The organism is Halovenus amylolytica (assembly GCA_004015825.1).
GTDB classification, from domain to species: Archaea; Halobacteriota; Halobacteria; order Halobacteriales; family Haloarculaceae; genus Halovenus; species Halovenus amylolytica.
Genome location: SAYS01000007.1, coordinates 41,826 through 61,730, shown reverse-complemented (window position 1 = coordinate 61,730; position 19,905 = coordinate 41,826). Strand labels below are relative to the sequence as shown.

At 59.0% G+C, this 19,905-nt stretch carries 12 protein-coding genes; 9 read left to right on the top strand and 3 right to left on the bottom strand.

All coding sequences use genetic code 11. The features are described 5' to 3' along the window. Nucleotides 1–42 precede the first annotated feature (42 nt). The 6 genes from EOW68_RS18570 to EOW68_RS07315 all read left to right on the top strand — a co-directional run bounded on the left by EOW68_RS18570 (nucleotide 43) and on the right by EOW68_RS07315 (nucleotide 9,625). Entirely contained in the window at nucleotides 43–204 is a 162-nt protein-coding gene (locus tag EOW68_RS18570; protein WP_431358798.1) for a hypothetical protein, read from the top strand. A 60-nt stretch (nucleotides 205–264) separates the two neighbouring features. Beyond that, on the top strand, nucleotides 265–1,602 hold the full coding sequence (gene hemL, locus EOW68_RS07335) for a glutamate-1-semialdehyde 2,1-aminomutase (protein ID WP_128224510.1): 1,338 nt from the start codon (nucleotides 265–267) through the stop codon (nucleotides 1,600–1,602). A gap of 2 nt (nucleotides 1,603–1,604) precedes the next feature. Further along, nucleotides 1,605–2,456, top strand: a complete 852-nt coding sequence (locus EOW68_RS07330) for an HVO_0234 family beta-propeller protein (RefSeq protein WP_128224509.1) — start codon at nucleotides 1,605–1,607, stop codon at nucleotides 2,454–2,456. A gap of 74 nt (nucleotides 2,457–2,530) precedes the next feature. After that, nucleotides 2,531–3,373, top strand: coding sequence for a ribose-phosphate diphosphokinase (locus EOW68_RS07325; RefSeq protein WP_128224508.1), 843 nt, complete (start codon nucleotides 2,531–2,533; stop codon nucleotides 3,371–3,373). Between the two features lie 61 nt (nucleotides 3,374–3,434). Beyond that, the gene (locus tag EOW68_RS07320; RefSeq protein WP_431358797.1) at nucleotides 3,435–4,619 is read left to right on the top strand and encodes an MFS transporter; all 1,185 of its coding nucleotides are present in this window, start codon (nucleotides 3,435–3,437) and stop codon (nucleotides 4,617–4,619) included. 557 nt (nucleotides 4,620–5,176) lie between these two features. Further along, complete coding sequence (locus tag EOW68_RS07315) at nucleotides 5,177–9,625, top strand: ATP-dependent helicase (protein WP_128224507.1); 4,449 nt, start codon at nucleotides 5,177–5,179, stop codon at nucleotides 9,623–9,625. 183 nt (nucleotides 9,626–9,808) lie between these two features. Here EOW68_RS07315 and EOW68_RS07310 read toward each other — a convergent pair whose 3' ends face one another. Next, nucleotides 9,809–11,068 (bottom strand): RNA-guided endonuclease InsQ/TnpB family protein, encoded by a 1,260-nt coding sequence (locus EOW68_RS07310; RefSeq protein ID WP_128224506.1) that lies wholly within the window; start codon nucleotides 11,066–11,068, stop codon nucleotides 9,809–9,811. A 254-nt stretch (nucleotides 11,069–11,322) separates the two neighbouring features. Here EOW68_RS07310 and EOW68_RS07305 point away from each other — a divergent pair, with 254 nt between their 5' ends. Beyond that, nucleotides 11,323–11,535 carry a hypothetical protein gene (locus EOW68_RS07305; protein ID WP_128224505.1) on the top strand — a complete coding sequence of 71 codons (213 nt, stop codon included), beginning with the start codon at nucleotides 11,323–11,325 and terminating at the stop codon, nucleotides 11,533–11,535. Nucleotides 11,536–11,559: 24 nt separating this feature from the next. Here the strand turns inward: EOW68_RS07305 and EOW68_RS07300 are convergent, their stop codons facing one another. Then, nucleotides 11,560–14,226: an AAA domain-containing protein gene (locus EOW68_RS07300; RefSeq protein WP_128224504.1), complete on the bottom strand. Its 2,667-nt coding sequence runs from the start codon at nucleotides 14,224–14,226 to the stop codon at nucleotides 11,560–11,562. Between the two features lie 121 nt (nucleotides 14,227–14,347). On the opposite strand from EOW68_RS07300, the gene EOW68_RS18565 reads away from it, so the two are divergent. Both EOW68_RS18565 and EOW68_RS07295 read left to right on the top strand, forming a co-directional pair. After that, nucleotides 14,348–14,521, top strand: coding sequence for a DUF5786 family protein (locus tag EOW68_RS18565; protein WP_431358796.1), 174 nt, complete (start codon nucleotides 14,348–14,350; stop codon nucleotides 14,519–14,521). A gap of 115 nt (nucleotides 14,522–14,636) precedes the next feature. Continuing rightward, nucleotides 14,637–15,533: a DUF7351 domain-containing protein gene (locus EOW68_RS07295; RefSeq protein ID WP_431358795.1), complete on the top strand. Its 897-nt coding sequence runs from the start codon at nucleotides 14,637–14,639 to the stop codon at nucleotides 15,531–15,533. A 134-nt stretch (nucleotides 15,534–15,667) separates the two neighbouring features. Here EOW68_RS07295 and EOW68_RS07290 read toward each other — a convergent pair whose 3' ends face one another. Then, nucleotides 15,668–19,852 carry an Eco57I restriction-modification methylase domain-containing protein gene (locus EOW68_RS07290; RefSeq protein WP_128224502.1) on the bottom strand — a complete coding sequence of 1,395 codons (4,185 nt, stop codon included), beginning with the start codon at nucleotides 19,850–19,852 and terminating at the stop codon, nucleotides 15,668–15,670. Nucleotides 19,853–19,905: the final 53 nt, after the last annotated feature.

Sequence of the window (19,905 nt, the reverse complement as noted above, 5' to 3'; positions counted from 1 at the left end):
ATAGTGCCATCTATTTTTATGCTGGTTACCGTAGGAGTCGGTATGACAGTCGACAGCGCGAAGTGTCCACACTGTGGCACTCGGATCAGTGACGACGACATCGAAAAGCTGGAAGTCGACAGCGGGCGAATCGTTCCGATGGGCGCGAACAAGGGTGCAGATGACGAACTCTACGTCTGTCCGTCCTGCGAGACGATCCTCTGACATTCCCCACGGACAGCCCGACGCGTTAGCTTCTTTCCGGCGGCCACCAAAGGGGCCGATATGACTCACGAGCAGTCGCGGTCGTTGTACGACAGAGCGCTTTCGGTCATGCCCGGCGGCGTCAACTCCTCCGTGCGTGCGATCCAGCCCTATCCCTTCTTCGTCGAGCGCGGTGACGGCGGCGACGTCATCGACAGTGACGGCAACAAGTACACTGATTTCGTGATGGGCTATGGCCCACTTCTGCTCGGTCACGACCTCCCCGAACCAGTCCAGGCGGCGGTCCAGCGACGGGCGAGTGAGGGGCCGATGTACGGCGCACCGACCGAGGTCGAGGTCGAACTCGCCGAGTTCGTCGCCCGCCACGTCCCGAGTGTCGAGATGATCCGCTTCGTCAACTCGGGAACCGAGGCGACCGTCTCGGCGGTCAGACTCGCCCGTGGCTACACCGGTCGCGACAAGATCGTCATCATGGAGGGTGGCTACCACGGCGCCCAGGAGTCGACGCTCGTCGAGGGCTCTGGAACCAACACCCACCCCTCCAGCCCCGGTATCCCCGACTCGTTTGCCGAACATACCATTACTGTGCCGTTCAACGACGAGGAAGCGATCCACGAGGTGTTCGAGGCTCACGGCGACGAGATCGCTGCCGTCCTGACCGAGCCGATCCTGGGCAACTACGGCATCGTCCACCCGGTCGAGGGCTACCACGAGACGCTGCGAGAGCTGACGGAAGACCACGGTGCCTTGCTGATATTCGACGAGGTGATCACTGGCTTCCGGGTCGGCGGGCTCCAGTGTGCCCAGGGAAAATTCGGCGTCACACCCGACGTGACCACCTTCGGCAAGATCGTCGGTGGGGGGTTCCCGGTCGGTGCGATCGGCGGCCGCGCGGAGATCATCGAGGAGTTTACCCCCGCCGGCGAGGTGTTCCAGTCGGGCACGTTCTCGGGGCATCCGGTCACGATGGCGGCCGGGCTGGAGACACTCCGGTACGCCGCCGAAAACGACGTCTACGACCACGTCAACGGGCTGGGAGAACAGCTCCGCGAGGGACTGACTGATATCGTCGCCGACCAGGCTCCCAACTACACCGTCGTCGGTACTGACAGCATGTTCAAGATCATCTTCACCCGTGACGGACCCGGTGCGGGCGACACCCACTGCGAGGCGGGCTGTCGGCAGAACCCCGACTGCTCGCGGTTCGAGTCCTGTCCGAAAAACGGGATGGACGTGAAACAGGCCGAGACGGAGCGCTGGGAGCGGCTGTTCTGGCCGGCGATGAAAGAGCAAGGGATCTTCCTCACGCCGAACCAGTTCGAGTCACAGTTCGTCTGCGATGCCCACACGGAGGCCGATATCGAGGACGCACTGGAGGCGTACAAGACCGCGCTGTAACCATGTCAGGAGACAACGCCAGCGAGGAACGCCAACTGTTCGGCGACAGACGCGAGGAACGGACGCTGTTCGTGGCGAGCGAACTCGGCGTCACACGGATTGCGGTGGCCGCTGCTCAGGTCGGGGAGTTCTCCCTGATCGAGCGCTGTCCCGCGACGGATGTCGCGGCAGATGCCGAAACACTGCTCGTGGGAACCGACGAGTCGGTTCTCGTCGATACCGGTGACGGCCTCGATTCTCTGGAGTTTGGCCCCGCCGTTGCGGTTGGCATCGACGACGACTGGCTGTACGCAGCCAGTCCGAACGGAACAGTCGCCCGTTTCGATCGAGACTTGCTGACCGAGGGGAACACTCCGGCCGAGTCCACGGCGTGGGAGACGATCAGCGAAGTGACCGGGCCACGCCGGTTCGACGGTGATCTGCTTGCCGCCGAGGGTGGAGTGTATCGCGTGGGTACCTCGCTCGAATTGCTCGGGCTGGACGATGTTCACGATGTCTCACGGGCTGGACCCCTCGCTGCGACGGCGTCGGGACTCTACTATCATGAGGACGGCGAATGGGTATCCGCGCACGACGGGACGGCGACGGCGGTCGTTTCGGATGCAGACAGTGCTCACGCCGTGATCGACGGTGCACTGTTCGAGCGTGTCGATGGTGACTGGCAGGAACTCGACGGGCCGACAGACAGTCAACCCACACTGCTTGCGTACGTCGGAACGCTGTCGGTCATCGACGCTGCTGGCAGCATTTCGGTCGCAGCCGATCCGGAAACGAGTACGGACGGCCACGGCGGCTGGCGATCACAGGCGCTCGGGTTACGTGGGCCGACCGGGGCCGCGTCGCCCGATCAGTGAGATCCGGCCGGGAGTACGACGGCCGACCGGTGAGAACCGAAAAGCCGTTTACCGCGGGTGGCGAGTGGTCGGATATGATTGTCTCAAGCTCTGCGACCCAGTCGCTCTCGGTCACACTCGCAGCCGAGACGGGCCGGGAACTCGCGCCGGTATCCTACGAACGGTTCCCGGACGGCGAACAGAAAGTCCAGGTGGGGGCGGTCGGCGACCGGGCGACTGTCGTCGCATCCACCGTTTCGGATGGAGATTGGGTGCAGTTACTCCAGTTGCAGGACGCCCTCCGGGAGGTCGGGTGTGAAGAGATAACAACCGTGCTTCCGTATATGGGTTATGCCCGCCAGGATCGGGCCTTCGAGGCCGGTGATCCAGTGTCTGCACGCGCGATGGCGCGAGCAATTTCCACCGGAACAGACAGGGTTGTGACTGTGAACCCACACGAAACGGCCGTCTGTGACTTCTTCGACGTGCCCACAGAATCTGTCGACGCTGGGGGAGTGCTCGCCGAGCCACTGCCCGAACTCGTCGACCCACTCTTTCTCTCTCCCGATGCGGGTGCGATCGATCTCGCGGAGACGGTCAGGGATGCGTACAGCACGGGTGAGACCGATCACTTCGAGAAGACGCGCCACTCCGGGAGCGATGTCTCGATCGAACCCAGTGAGGCCGCTGTCGAGGGTCGGGACGTCGTGCTCGTCGACGACATCGTCGCGACCGGATCGACGATGAGCGAGTCGGTGGCCGTGCTTGCCGACCGTGGCGCTGCTCGGATCTTCGTCACCTGTGTGCACCCGCTGCTCGTCCAGAACGCCCACCTGAAACTCTCGCGGGCTGGTGTCGAAACGATCTACGGCACTGACACCATCGAACGCCCGGTAAGTACCGTCAGCGTTGCGCCGGCTATCGCCGACGCGCTGTGACTGGCTGTCGAACGCGCCCGATTTGGGAAGGGTCAAATCCGCCGATTTGCTAGACCGGGCTGTGAGTATACGTCGAATCAGTCGCTTGCTGTCGCTGTCCTACGAGGGCCGGATGCTCGTCGTCCTGGCGCTCGGCTGGGGGACGCTGCAGTGTGGGCGCTTCCTGCTCCCGCCGCTCCTGCCGCGGATCACGGAGACACTCGCCTTCTCGCCGGCTGGTATCGGCGCGGCGCTGACTGCCTTCGGACTCATCTACGCGGTCACGCAGTATCCCAGTGGAACCTACTCGGATTCACTCTCGCGAGCGACGCTCATCCTGCCCGGATTTATTATTCTGCTCGCTGGCTTCGTCGCGGTCGGGTTCGCTGTCACACAACTGCTCTTCGTCGTGGCTGTGGTGGTACTGGGGATCGGGAAAGGGCTGTACGCCAGCCCGTCGCGGGCGTTGCTCGGTGATCTGTTCACGGCTCGCCGTGGTCGGGCGCTGGGGATCTACTCGGCTGGAACCGACGTTGGTGGTCTGATTGCTGCTGGATTGGCGGTGCTCGTCCTCGCGACGACGACCTGGCGGGCCGCGTTTGTTCCAGTTGTCGTCGTACTTGCCGCGGTGACTGTGCTCTACATTCTCTGGAACCGGGAGTCCTACGAACTCTCCCGCGTTCGACTCTCGCCCGGTGAGACTGCCGGGCGACTCGTCGCGACCAGAGCACAGCGGGAGACGCTCGTGGCCTTCTCTGTCTTTTATTTCTTCGTCGGTGGGCTGACGAACTTCTTCCCGACGCTGCTGGTGGCTGGTGGATTTTCGGAAGCGATCGGTGGGGCGGGCTTTGCGTTGCTTTTCGGGACCGGGGCGCTGACGAAACCGGTTGCTGGGGAGGTGAGCGACCGGTTCCCCCGACTGCTCGTCGGTGCCGCCGGGCTGGTCCTCGCAATGTTCGGGCTAGCCCTGATTCTCGTTGCGCCGGCGCTCCCTGTCGTTGCTGTCGGGACGGTGCTGACCGCGGTTGGCTACAAGACGCAGTTTCCGATCGCAGATACGGTCGTGATGGATACCGCACCTGATGGTGCGATGGGTAGCGACATCGGGGCGGCGCGAGCGGTCTTTCTCACCGCGAACGCACTCGGTCCGGGAATCGTCGGTGTGATCGCCGAGATTGCTGATTTTCAGACTGCGTTCTGGGTGCTCGTGGGCTCGCTGTCGATCAGTGTCGGATTGCTCGGTCGACAGTATCTGCGTGAGAGGTAGTTCGGGATGGTGGGGTAGAATTTTCGAACAGCCAGAAAGCCCCGAGGCTCTGAACTCGGGGGGCTCGTTGCGCTCCTCATAATGTTTGTTGCGAGTCTTTACCGCCGTAGTGTAACAAGACATCGGTTACATGGCGTGAAACACCGATATTTGTAACGTGGTCACGAAAATTACCGCAACAAACACTATCACTCCCTCTGGTCGTTGCGGTGCTTACATCACCCGCCTTCGTTCAGAGCCTCGCCCCTTTCGGTCCCACCCATATCGGCTGGCCGGCCAAGCTGCGGGGATGGGTCTGATAGTGTTTGTTGCGGTAATTTTTGTGACCACGTCACAGATATCGGTGTTTCACACCGTGTGACCGATATCTTGTTGGACCGTCGCGGTAAAGACTCGCAACAAACACTATGAAAGGGGCCGGTCGCTTTCTTGTTGTCTCTAACGCTTTTTAATTCGGTTCTCTCATCGGATAGCTTCAGAATCGTCTAAATCCCCTCTCTCCCAGCACACCACTCAAAACCCACAAGTCCGTACAGCCCTTCTCTCAACCAAGACTGATGGGTGTCCTCGATCAACTCGCTGCCGAACAGTTACCCTTCGATCCCGCCGGTGTCTCCATCGACGATGAGGAGGTCCTGCAGCGACTGGAACCGGTCGTCCAGGAGTGGTGGATCGAGCAGTTCGGCGAGTTCGTCCCTCAGAACGAGGGTTTCTTCACCCCACCTCAAAAAGAAGCCATCCCACTGATCCAGGACGGGACGAACACGCTCGTCTGCTCACCGACCGGATCGGGGAAGTGTGTCCGACCAGATACACCAATACTCGTCGAAGAAGACGGCAATGCGTCGGTCAAGCGTGCGCAGAATATTCGCAAACAAAGTGGCGAAAAGTTATCTGACGTTGACGATGGAACACTGTACAATAGCAATTTTACGGCATATTCTTTGGACGAGAAAGAGGGAACAGTCACCAAGCAGGATGCGATGGTGTACACGGAGCCATACAAAGGGCGGTTGAATCAGATAAAGACGGAATACGGACGGATGGCAGAGGTAACGCCAGACCATCCACTTTTAGTCGAAACGAGTGATGGAACCGAGTGGCGGCCAAGTGATAACATCGAACCGGGTGACAAGGTTGGAATACCAAATCAAATTACCCTACCGGAAAGAGAAATCATATTAGATGTCGAGTCAGCGATTGAAAAATTACGCGAGCGACACCCGATAGTTCTCACAAAAAAAGACGGACAAGAACTCCAAGACGAACTCGCCGCCGCATCAGGACTGTCCGATCTGACGGAGACACAGCGGAGAGAGGCTATTGCGCTTACTGGAAAAACGTTCCACGAGATCGCAGCGAAAACTGGCATCGGAACAGCAACGGTGTACAAACTTTGCACAGGTGAATCCACGCACTGTGAACAGGAGTTTCTCGCTGTTCTCGAATCCAAACTCGAGGTACCGAGGGTAAATGAAGTAGTCGTCAAAACCAACGGGGGCAACGTTTCGCGGTTCACATACGAGGAGACGATGACGCCCGCAATCGCTCGCATAGCGGCATTCATTCTTGCGGAAGGGTTTATTGGAGAGTATGGTTCAAACGCGAGAGTCAGTATTTCGCAGTCGCTCCGCACGGAATTGCTCGATACGGTTTTGACAGATTTCGAGAAAATATTCGATGTTCCGTTCGAGCAAAAAAGCGATATCGATTACGTGATCAACAATACGGCGTTCGCACAGTTTTTGAGTGAGCTGCTCGGTATCGATTCAGGCAAGGGCCGGTCGGTGGAGTTACCGGACTGGGTTCTGAATGCGGAGAAGCATATAAAAAAAGCGTTCGTGTCGACGTTTCTTTCCCTGGAGGCAGAGATACGAGAAAACGAGCTTCGGCTGACCCAAGCTAACGAACTGAAGATCGAGCAACTGAATTACCTGTTACTGTCTTTTGGCATTATCTCAGCTCGGAATACAACAAGAAAAGCCGCAACGAATACTGACTCACAGACCGAGCGACAGTATTACGAAATTACCGTTCGGCAAAAAAAGAACCTCGAGACTCTGATTTCAGTGTTCAGCGTTCGCCATCCGAATCTCAGTGTGATGGAATCGTACGTAGAAAATGGGGGCGGCGGTGGGAATTACGTGGGCAAGTACGCATTCGACTACAAGGATATTCGTGCGCTATCCGAATACTATGACAGTGACGCGGAGTTCAATGACCGGGTGGGGAATATATATGAGGTTGTTCGCCGGTCCGGATACATTACGGACCGGGCGTTGTCAAAACTCTCCGAAGAGTTAGATCAGTTGCCGGCAGGCGGGCCAGCGGCAGACATCCGAGAGAAAATACATCGGATACAGTCACAGGAGATTGTCTGGCTCACAGTAGAGGAAATAAATTCTGTGGAATATGACGGTGAAATAATTGATCTCAGCGTTCCAGAGACACAAAATTACATCGGCGGTCGTGGTGGATTGTTCATGCACAACACCCTCAGCTCGTTCACCAGCATCATCAACGAACTGTTCCGGCGCGACCGGGCCGAGGGGCTGGAAAATAGCGTCTACTGCCTGTATATCTCCCCACTCAAATCGCTGGCGAACGATATCCACCGGAATCTGGAGGTTCCCCTCGACGGAATCACCGAGAAACTCGACGATCGCGGCGAGGACGTGGAGATCAGACACGCGATCCGCCACGGCGATACGAGCGATAGCGACCGACAGGCGATGCTCGGGGAGACGCCGCACATCCTCAACACGACACCCGAGACACTCGCGATCCTGCTCAACTCCCCGAAATTCAGGGAGAAGCTCCGAACTGTCGAGTACGTTATCGTCGACGAGATCCACAGCCTCGCCGAGAACAAACGCGGGACCCATCTCTCGGTCTCGCTGGAACGACTGGAAGCACTCGCCAACGAGTCCCCGACGCGGATCGGCTGTTCGGCGACCGTCGAACCCCTGGAGACGATGGCGGAGTTTCTGGTCGGCTGCGACGGCTGCTCGGATGACGACGAACTGCCCGAACCACGGGAGTACGAGATCGTCGATACTCGCTTCGTCCGGGAGTTCGACATGCAACTGACCTGTCCCACCGACGATCTCATCAACACACCCTCAGGACTCGTCAACGACCGCTTCTACACGGAACTGAACGACCTGATCGAAGAGCACACGAACACGCTCGTCTTCACGAACACTCGCTCTGGAGCCGAACGCGTCCTGCACAACCTCCGGGAGCGTTTCGATGGCTACGACGAATCCAACTCCGGCTGTCACCACGGCAGCCTCTCGAAGGATCGGCGCCAGGAGATCGAGGAGGCACTGAAGGCCGGCGAACTGGATTTCGTGACGACCTCGACGTCGCTGGAACTGGGGATCGATATGCCCGAACTGGATCTCGTCGTCCAGGTCGGCTCGCCGAAATCCGTCGCCTCGCTGCTCCAGCGGGTCGGCCGCGCCGGCCACCAGCTCGGCGAGACCGTCACTGGCAGAGTCTTCGCACTGGATCGGGACGAACTCGTCGAGTGTGCGGTGATGCTCAAGAAGGCCGAAGACGGTTTCGTCGACCGCGTGTTCATCCCCGAGAATGCGCAGGACGTCGCCACCCAGCACGTCTACGGGATGGCGATCAACGGCCCCCGGCCAGAGGCGGAGATCCGCCAGATCCTGACCAGCGCGTACCCCTACCGCAACTACGGCGACGAGGCCTTCGAACAACTCATGCGCTATCTCACGGCCGACTACGAGGGGATGGAAGACAAGAACGTCTACGCGAAAATCTGGCGGGACAGGAACGATCCGCCGGATGGCGAGCACCACTACGAGGACTTCGACGTCGGCGCGGAACTGATCGGCAAGCGTGGCCGACTCGCCCGCGTCATCTACATGACGAACATCGGAACCATCCCGGACTCCTTTAGCTGCGATGTCTTCACCCGGTCGAGTGACGACTGGGTGGGCCAACTCGACGAGGGGTACCTCGACACGCTCGAAAAGGGCGACGTGTTCGTGCTCGGTGGCGACCGGTTCGAGTACCAGTACCGTCGTGGATCGAAGGTGTACGTCGACCGGACGAGCGCCCGCCCGACGGTCCCCTCGTGGTTCTCCGAGCGACTGCCCCTCTCGTACGATCTCGCCCGGGAGATTCTGGATTTCCACAGGGAGTTGCTCGCCAGACTAACCAAGGATGGCAAGTCCGCTGTCCGGGTCTGGCTGCGGGAGTTCCCCCTCGACGAGAACAGCGTCCGAGCGATCACGCGGATGTTCGACGAGCAATGCCGGTACACCGGCCCGGAGAGTGTCAGTACGGACCGCCGACTCGTCATCGAGGAGGAACTGGACCACGACGAGTACGAGCGCCACTACTACGTCCACTCGAACTACGGTCGGCGGTTCAACGACGGTTTCTCCCGACTGCTCGCCTACCGCTGTGCCCAGGAAGCAAACGCCAACGTGAAACTCGCCGTCGCGGATCACGGCTTCACGCTCTCTTTGCCCCTCAATCGGAAGGTCGATTTGACGGGGATCCTCGAAGATATCGATCCCGAAGACGCACGCGATGACCTCCGCGCGAGTCTCGACGGGACCGATCTCCTCCAGCGCTATTTCCGGATCAACGCCACCCGGTCGCTGATGATCCTCAAGCGGTACAAGGGCTACGAGAAATCCGCGAGTGAACAGCAGGTCAGCAGCGAGATGTTGCTCGGATTTGCGGAGGATCTCGACGATTTCGCCGTGATCGAGGAGACCTATCGCGAGATTCTGGAGGACAAACTCAACATTACTGGAATCGAGACAGTCCTGGCCGGGATTCGGGACGGGGAGATCGAAGTTTCGACAGTTCACGTCGACTCGCCCTCGCCCAAATCGTTCGGACTGGCGACGCTGATGGCCTCGGACGTCGTCTTGGCCGAGGACGAATCACAGGTCCTCCAGGAGTTCCACCAGCGCGTGCTCGACGAAATTGAGGGGAGTGGGGAGTCTACGGCGGGTGACTAGGTGGAGTGATCTGTTGTACGATATCGGTTTCTGAGATTACTGCGAACAGCAAGAAAGCCCCCGCTCGTTCGCTGGCTGCGACTCGCTGCGCTTCACTGCGTTGCGGTGCTTACCTCGTCTCGCTTAGCTGGCCGGGGCTTTCTTGCTGTTTTGAAAAGCTCCTACTCAGTATCTCGAAGTGAACTACCCCACCCTGCTCGCGCTGACGCGCTCGCTGAGGGTGGGGCTTCCTGCTTCCAAGACGCGCTTTGCAGGAACAACCGCAGTTCCCGTAGGGAGCGCAGTCTCCACAGGCGTTGATTCGGAGTGACCCACTCCTAGTTTGGTGAGTCCGCGAGAAAGAATGTTCCACGCTGCGTTGGCGTCCCTGTCCGCCTCGAAGCCACAGGCAGGACAGGAATGTTCACGCACCCACAGCGGTTTCTCGGTTTCGACGCCACAGTTGGCACACTCTTTGGTGGTGCCCTCAGGGTCAACCTCCACGAAGTGCGTCCCTTCGCGTTTGCACTTGTATTCGAGTATATCGGTGAAGGTGTTCCACGCCGCAGACGCTGTGTTGCGGCTGTTTCTCGGCGATTCAAGCATGTCTTTCACCGTGAGGTCTTCGACAGCCACCAGTTCGTACTCCCGAGCGTAGTAGGCCGAGAGTTTGTGCAGGAAGTCACGCCGCTTGCGCTTGATTTGTCGGTGACACGCAGCGACACGCCGACGTTGTTTCTCCCAGTTGTTCGATTCATGCTCTTTGCGCGAGAGCTTCCGTTGCTCTCGTTCAAGCCTGTCGCGTTCCTCTGAGAGGTCGAGTGATTCGACCGCTGTGCCCTCTGTATCGTGGGCATACTTCAGAATGCCCACGTCAATCCCGACTATCTCGTCAGTGTCAATCTCCGCCAGCGGTGGCTTGGCTGGTGGTGCTGTGTCCATCTCGATACCGAAGATGGCGAACCACTCGCCGGTTTTCTCCTTTTTGAGTGTGACTTCTTTGACTGTGGCATCCTCGGGCAGCGGTCGATGAAATTCGAGAGGAATATCCGCGAGTTTCGACAGCGACAACACGGTCTGGCCACTCTTCTTGTCGAGTTCGAAGCCAGACTGATTGTAGGTGAAACTGCGAAACTCCCGAGGTGACTTCCACCGGAGTTCACCGATCTTGTAGCCCTGTTCTTTGAGCTTCCCGAGTGCGTTGATGTTTTTCGCAATCCGCATAACGGTGGGCTGAAGCACCTTCGAGTAGATATCAGTGAGTGCGTCCCACCAGTCTTTGAGGTCGGGAAGTTCGTCACGAATCGTGCGGACACGCTGTTTGACCGTGCCTTCGGATTCAGGAATCTGGTTGAATCGGTAGAGGGCGTGGTTGTAGAGTTGGCGACAGGTATCGCGGTGATAGTCCAGCGTCTCACGCTGATCTTCAGTCGGCGTGAGGCGATACCTGTAGTTGTAGTTCATGCCCCGTGGGTCATGGGAGGGGTGACTGGCATATCAACGTTGGCCGCCCGGAGTGAAAGTAGTCCATGGGCCTGTGAGCCAGCAACAAGAGCGTGCAAGCAGACGAAGACGACGGTGTATCCCCTTCCTACTGCGTTACTCGCTTCGCTGCGTTACTCCTTGAGGAAGGGGGCTTACCGTCTGCAATCAGCTAAACACTCCCAATCCAGCAGACAGATTTTCGTCTCTCCCGTCCGTACTCGAACCAACTCCTGATGCTCTCGAAACTCCTCAACTACATCCGCGGGCGGTTCCGGACCGGCAAGAGCAACGCCGAGATGAACCCGACCGAGGTCCCGCAGTACGGTGAGTCGGTCAACTACCTGCCCTGCGACGAATGTGGCGAGGGATCGATGCAGTACGATCCCGACGTCGGGGCGGCGAAATGTACCGTCTGCGGTGCCATCGACGAGGGCCCAGATCAGTAGACTTCCTGAAAGCAATCCTGTCGGTTATCTCGCCCAGTCGACCATCCGTCCGTAGGTATCATCTGTCGCCAACGCCGCCTCGTCACCGATCAACACGAGGGCCTTCTTCGCACGGGTGAGCGCGACGTTCATCCGCCGGTAATCCTCGAAAATCGGGCCGTCGAGCGAGCCGGTCGCCACGAAGGAGACGATGATCACCTCCTTGCTCGATCCCTGGAACCGGTCGACGGTATCGACCGCGACGTTCCCGGGCAGTCGGCTGCTGATCTCTGCGACCTGCGCGCGGTAGGGCGCGATGACACCGATCGACTCCGCCGGGATACCGGCCTGTCTGTATGCTCCGACCGCCTCGACGACAGCGTCGGCCTCCGTCGAATTCGTGTTTCCCTGCTGGTGGCCATCTGGGTCGACGAAGGCGACGGTATCCTGCAGATGGTCGGGTAGCGAGTCGAGCGACACGCCGGCGATGTCGTCGATCCGCTGGCCAGCCACCGCGCCGGTCGCCGGCCGGAGCTTGCTGTCGTAAAATTCCCTCGACGGAAATGCCTGGATGCGCTGGGCCATTCGGTACTGCTGGTCTAACATCGTCCCCGCCTCGGGCGCTAGCTCGGTGAGTCGCTCGAACAGCGAGGTGTCGAGATCCGCCTCGGACTGGACCACCGGCGGGAGCTGGTGGTGATCCCCGACCAGAACGAACCGATCCGCGAGGCCGACCGCCGCGAGTGTGCCGGGTTCGGTCAACTGCCCGGCCTCGTCGACGACCGCGACGTCGAACTCCTGCGTCCGAAGCGCCCGTGAGCCACAGGTCGCTGTCGTTGCCGCGACGATCCCGGCATCCTGGAGGTTGCTCGCACACTCCGCTGGCGGTCCCGACGTATCGAGCCGGTAGGACTGCATATCCTCCCGGACGCCACTCTCGGTCCCCACCCGGACCATCTCCGTGATGCCCTGGTCTTCGAGCGCTTCCATGGCGTTGTCGACAGCCCGGTTTGTAAACGCCGAGACGAGGACGCGCTCGCCACGGGAGCGGAGTTCCTCGATCAGTGTCGCGAGCGTGTAGGTCTTGCCCGTCCCGGGCGGGCCGTGGATCAGCGCGAAATCCTCCGCAGCCAGCGCCCGCCGGACTGCCTCGTCCTGGGCCGGGTTGTTGTCGATAATCTCCTCGTCGATTGCCCCGAACTCGGGCTCTCGACGGCCGAAGAGCGGGTCTTTCCACTCGGCGGGCTGGGTGAGCAAGGCGTCGTGCAGCGCGGTCAGCAGTCGGTCCGTCGACAGTTCGGAGGGGTAGACGTCGAGTCGCCGGAGTTCGACCGGCTCGTCGGCCGTGACGACGATCTCCTCGCCGCCGGTGCCGAGGCGTTCGACACGGGCGAGTTCGGCGTTGCCGCCGACAGGGTCGCCGTCGCTTGCCAGCACGAGATTCCCGACGCGGATCTTCGAGACTGCCCCGGTCGAACGCGCTCGAAGCTCCCACCGGCCGTCGTCGAGTTCAGTCTGCCCGGTGGGTTCGAGATTGACCAGCGCGCGGTCGTCGTCCGCCCGCTCGTCGGCGGTCTGTTCCCACAGTTTGGCGTACTCGCGGTGGATCGCCCGGCGCTCCGTCTCGATGGCCTCGTAGAAGCGTTCGAAGTACTCCCGTTCTTCCTCGGGGATCGCGGTGCCGACCTGGCCGGCCTTCGACTCCTGGGCGAGCCGGCCCGAGATCGCCATGCAGGTGTCCTGCTCGAAGCAGTACTCGCATTTCGCGTCGGCCTCGTATCCCGTCGGGATACCCATCCCGTGTTCCATCGCAGCGAGTTCGTTGCGCGCCCGGACGACGAAGGCGAGAAAGCCACCACTGATCGAGAAATCCTTCGCCGGCGAGAGATCGCCCGACTCCTCGGTCCGCTCGACGGCCGCATTTTTCGTATACAGGAGCGTGCCGGTATCTGGATGGCCGTCGCCACTGTTCTCGCCGAGGACGAGCGCGTAGCAGGCAGCCTGCACCTTGTCCTGAAAACGGGGGTCCCGTTTCGTGTTCTTGCCCGTCTTGAGTTCGACTGGCATCCCGCGGCGGACCGCGTCAGCACGTCCCTTGAGTCCGAACCGTTCGCTGACAAGCAACTGCTCTGACCGCCACTCGTCGCGTTCGGTTAGCGTCCCCTGCTGGAGCCAGCCCTCGATCGCCTCGGCGTGCTGGCGGACTGTCTCCGTCATCGCTTCGGGATCGATCCCGAGCAAGCCGAGGTCCAGTCCGGCCTCGGAGACGCGTTCGCTGACTGCCTGCTCGACGTCCGTCCCGCGCAGCAGATCGCCGAAGACCTCGTGGACGATCGTCCCCTTGACGACCGGTTCGGCGAGTTCGGTCCCGCCGAGTTTGTTCAGGTAGTACATCCGCGGGCACTGGATCCACGCACGGATGTCGGTCACGTCGACTAAAAATTCGGGTTCGACGACGACCATCGTCTCCGAACTCGTCGAGTAACGCGTCTCGCCCTGGTACTCTTTCTCGTCGGCCTCGTAGACGGCGAGTTCCATCCCAGGCTCGAGATACTCGCCGGTCTCGGTCCACTTGCCCCACAGCGTGACTGTCGTCGGCTCGGCGGCTCCCCGCTCCGGTCTGACCGTCACCTCACAGAGGTCGGACTCGCCGTACTGTGTGTTGACAGTTCGTTGCTCGCCAACCTCGGTGACGACGCCGCGAATGTTCACGCCCGAGCACACGGACTGCCAGTGAAAAACGCTGTCGGTCCGATCTGTCACCGGCTGTTCTTTCAGCTGACTAACCGTTACATTGATAATCGACACTACCCAAGCATGAGTGTGTCTCACAATGTCTATGGGAGCATACGACGACGAGGAGCACGAGCGTCGTGAACGGAAAAACAGCGAGGTCGACGCCAGCTTCGACGACGAGCGCCACGAGTATCGGGGGGAAGTAGAGTACGAAGGTGGCGATTCGACGGAGGACCTCCTCGACAAGTTTCAGGAGATCCAGTCGAAGTAAGCTGGTTTTTCCGAGCTGTCGGTACTGACTGCGCAGCGACTCCTACCTAACTCCGGCTCTACTTTCGGCCAGCAGTGAGCAGTATCTCTATATGTCGGCGGCTGGATACCGGGATATGGACGAACCGGAACTCGTCGATCAGACAGATCCGGAAACGGTATTCACTGCGCTTTCGGACAGCAGCCGTATCGAGATCCTCCAGGCGCTGCGGGAGATAGGCGGGACGGCGACGTTTTCGGAACTCAGAGAGGCTGTCGGGACGCGGGATTCGGGCAAGTTCAACTATCATCTCGACAAACTCGTCGGCCAGTTCGTCACAAGAACCGACGCTGGCTACGAACTCACACAGGCTGGAAAGCAGATACACGGTGCGATCGAGGCCGGGGCGTACACGGTCACTGCGACGATCGAACCGATCGAACTCACAACGCCGTGTCCGGTCTGCGGTGGGTCGCGAACGCTCTCCTACGCGGACGAGACTGTTACCGTCGACTGTGACTCCTGTGCGGCCGTGGCGGCGTTCGGCGTCCCGCCCAGTGTCTTCGCCGACTGTGACCGCGAGGCGATTCCGGACATCGCGGGCCGGTATCTGCGGACGACTTTCCGGAAGATTACCAGCGGCTTCTGTCCGTTCTGTGATGGCCCGATCGAACCGACCGTCCGTCCGATCTCCGAGGCATTCGATGGCCATCTCGAAGACACTGGCAACGACCTCGCAGCGCAGCCCGACGATATTCCACACGTCGAATACGATTGCACGCAGTGTGGCGCGACACCGACGGGTGGGCTCGGACTCGTCTGTTTCGATCATCCTGCCGTCGTGAGTTTCTACTACGACCGCGGCGTCGACGTTCAGGAGGAATCGATCTGGAACGTTATCGGCTTTCCGCCGGATCGCCAGACGATCCGGGCCACCGACCCCCTCGAAGCGGCTGTCTCCTACACCGCGGACGGGGAATCGATTACCGTCGTAGTCGACGAGACACTCGACGTCGTCGCGATCGAACAGTAGCCTGTGATCCCTCCACTTTTTGCGTCGGGTGCGCTCACTCCGTTCGCGCATCGCCCCTTAAAAAACGTGGGCGAAAAAAGCCGCGACTCACTGCGTTCGTCGCGGGAGAACCGCCTCGCTTCGCTCGGCGGATGCTAGTCGCCGACAGCTTCTTCTACAATCTCGATTTCTTCGTCGGTCAGCCCGTACAGTTCGTAGACGATCTCGTCGATCAGATCGTCCGTCCGCTGGATTTTTTCGTCCAGCTCTTCGGCCCTCTCTTTCGTCTGGAGATAGCTCTCCAGACCGCTCTCGACATCTGCCACGGCGGGGAGGGTCAGTCTCCGCAGGCGGTCGACCAGCGAGTTCGTCTTCGTCGCTGTCTCGCGGAAGTCGGCAAACCCACCGGCTTCGTCGACGGCGACGGGAACGAACGCCTCGATTAGCTCCGCCTCCGTCGCGGTGAGATCGGTGATCCGCAGCGCCGGCAGCGGCTCGGTCTCGGTGTATCCCCACCGGTCTGTCTCGTGGGTGTCTTCATCCTCGGGCTTGTATCTGGCTGTCAGCCGGATCTCGACCGTGCTGTCCGATTCGCGGGCAACGGTGGCCTCGCCGACGCGGAGGTTCGGGCGCTCTTGGGCGGTCTGCTGGAGAACGGAATCCGCCGAGCCCTCCGGCGGCTGGGTCAGGCCGATCTCTGCGAGTTGCTGGCCCTCGGAGTACGAACCGAGGTGGTCGCGGAGGGAGAGGTTGAGATTTAAATAATTTTCACGACTGTCCCGGATTGTTGCCGCTGCTTCGATCAGGATATCGTGGATTGGGTTCTCTGAATCAATCTCACTGGGTACTTCGATCTGTTCGTCTTTTAATGAGCGCTGTTTGTCGATATTATGAACTGGTATTCGTGCCAAGGCGTTCCCGTAGTATTCGTAGTATCCATCTCGTTTTAATTTTGCAGTGTTTTTGTGATAAAACTCTCCGAGAGTCGAATTTAAAATTGCAAGCGTGTATCTAAGATCGACCGATGCACCGTCATCAAATATTGCTCGTATGTCACCCCCATCATTGAACCGGCTTTCGTTGTCTATCGCAAATTTATTACTTGTTGACATAAATGGTGTGAGTATTCGAGCTTCTCCACTTGCGAACAAAGCAGCATTGCGCGGATTACTGATTTTCCACCACTCGGCATTCCGCTGTTTGATATCGTATCTCTCACGGAGTTCTTCTTTGTATTCGAGTAGATACTGTTTTGTATTGGGATACAGCTCAATATCCTCTACTTCTGTCCACAGTACATATTCACCTAGATCTTTGATCAAATATCTCCGTACGTTCTTTGTTTTTGCAAGCTTTTTTACAATCTCTCTTTCAATATTGTATTCTTCGATTTCCTCCTCGGTCACGACTAAAGCTTCGTTATGTCCCGTTTGCATTGATTGAACTATCTTGTATCGTTCTCCGAGTTCCCAACCACTGTCTTCCATCTTTTGTTTTATTTCCACGGTCTGTTCGTCTATTAGATTCCATGGATCCGATGACAATTCTGTAGAGTTCATCTCGATTTTTGAAAATATATCACCGTCTTCAGATTGCAGTCCATTCGCAATATCTTCTGCAGAGCAATCGTCTTGTTTGAGTTTCAGTATCGTTGTCTGATATTCGTCTATTTTCTTATTCTTTTGACAGAATACGATATTGGTCAGAACATCGACACCGGGAAACGCCTGGAAATTTCCAAAGTCCACTACTTTTGAGATCTTTCCTTTTTCGAGCAACTGGGCTCGTACTCCCGAACCATACTGTGCTGTTGCAAAATACCGTGCAACGATAAGACCAAACATTCCACTATCGCAGAGAACAGTCAGACTTTTTGTCAAAAAGTAATATAAAATATCACTGTTTCCAGCATACACATTCTGATACGCGTTAGATAGATACTTCTGTGTTTCATCGCCAACAGATGACATATTGACGTATGGTGGATTCCCGACGACAGCATCGAATCCGGCATCCTCGCGTTTGTTTCCGTCAACATCGAAGAAGGCCTCGGGAAATTCGAGTTCCCAGTGGAAGAAATCCTCGCCGCCGGCCATCGCCTGCGCGGTGGCAAAGTAGTCCGAATCCGCCCGGATCGATGCCCACTCGGATCCGTCTTCGATCGCGCCGGCCATCTGCTCGTAGGCCTCGGCGGGCACGTCGAGCCCGAACTGCTCGGCGGTGTGGACGTTCGTCAACTCGAAGAGGCGTTTGTAGAGGGGATCCGCACGGATCTCGTCGTAGATTTCCTCCATCGATTTGATGTCTTCGAGCGTTTCGTTGTCGATATCCAGCAACTCTTGCATCCGATCCATGACGTGATCCAGCGTCTGCCGGCGGGTCCGGGCAAACGCCTGCGTCAGCGTTAGCTGCCCACTCTCGCCGTCGCCGTCGGAGAGCACCTCCGTGATGTCCGACCCCACGAGCGAGTTCCCCGTCTTGAGGTGGTGATCCAGAAAGGCCAGTGGCTGGTCCGCAGCCAGCGTCTCCAGCCACATCGACAGCTTGGCGAGTTCGACCGCCATCCCGTTGATATCCACCCCGTAGATACACTCCTTGGCGATATCCCGCCGGAGCTGTTGCTCGTCGTAAGACTGGATCTCCTGCTCGCGGACGACCTCCATGACGTGTTCGGTCAGATATCCCGTCGCCTTCGTGAGAAAGTGGCCACTCCCCATCGCTGGATCGAGGATCTTCAGATCGAGGATGCGCTGCCAGAACCGCCGGAAATACTCGCTTTCGTGTGGCTCCAGCCCGTCCGCTTCCAGATCCGCCCGGATCTCCTCGACCAGCGGATCGACCGTCTCCTCGACGATGTACGCGACCACGTAATCCGGCGTGTAGTACGACCCCGTCGCCTTGCGCTCACCGTCGTCGTTGACCACGTACAGCTCTCCCGCGTCGACAGTCTCGACGGCGTCGGCGACGCTGACTTCCGTCGCTGGCTTCCAGATCTGCCCACCATCTTCGGCAACCGCGGCGTACTGCTCGGGTGCGATCCGGAACTCGTGTTCGAGCAACCCCTCGTAAATCGAACCCAGGTGGCGCGTATCCAGATCGGCGTAATCCGCCGGGACGAACGAGCCGTCCTCGTTTTCCGTCGTCGCAATCCGGTAGATCACTTCCGCGATATACCGATTCGAAACGGCGTTCTCCGAGAGAAACTCGTGGGTGTCGTCGTCGAACAGCCCGCCGTTGTACGGCGGCACACCCAGCGACTCCTCACCCTCGTCGATCAACCGGAACAGATCCTCCAGTTGGCCCCACAGCTGTGTGGAGTGCTCGCTGAAATCGGAAAACGCCGCACCTGCGGTAATTTCTTCGTGGATCTCGTGGCGCAGCCGGTCGAGACTAAAATTCACCTCGTACTCGTCTCTCGCGTCGGGGTCGTCCGGATGGATCAGGCCACGGGACTCCGCGTAGAGGACGAACATCAACCGGTAGAGCAACACCAGCGACTGCTCTCTTAGTTGCTCGCGGGCAGCCTCGTCCTCGGGATCGACATCCAGATTGTTCGTCTCGACGAACCCCTCGCCCAGCACACGCAACGCAGTAAAAACGTTGTCCTGGAGATCCTCACCCAGTTCCTGTGCTGCGGTCTCGCTTTCGGACCAGACTGTATCGAGAAACGACGTTCCGGCCGTCTCGTGAAACGCCTCGGGGCGGAAAAATGCAAAAAAGTACTTGAAACGCTCCAGATCGCCCGATTCGAGCAGTTCGGGGAGATCCACCTCGTAGTACGTCTCCGTCGCGTAATCCTTCGTCCCGTACAGCCGCCACTTGCGGCCGTTCGTGAGAATCCCCCAGTTTACCGCCTCGGGTGTCCGTTCGAGGTAGTACTTGATCTGGTGAGAGGCGTCCCGATACGATCGACGCTCGGCGAATCGCTTCGAAAACGTCTCGTCGTACTGTTTCGCTTCGAGTACCGCGGCGGCGAGGCTGTACATCGCCTCTGTGTCCCCCTCCTTTTTTCGGCGTGCACCCGTGCGCCGAGTCTCTGTCGAATCGAAGAGCAGTCTGTCGTTGTAGCCGTCGCTGTTGGGAAGTGTCGTCTCAGAAAGCGTCCCGAACCCGAGGACATCGAGGATTTCGTCGATCCAGGAGTCGAGTAGCTCGTCTTCGTTGTACGATTCGAGAAGTCCCCCTTCGGATTCCCAGAGCTTCTGTAGTGTCTCGAAGGCCACCTGTGCCTGCTGGTCACACTCCCACCCCTCCAGATCGTGAACCCGCTCGTCGAGATAGTAGCCCGAAAAAAGATCCGAATTGGTGTACGGATCACTGGGACGCGTCGCCTGACTCATCTGTCTGCTGGGTTAGCAGGCAAAAGCTAATAAATACCGGCACACAGAGCAAG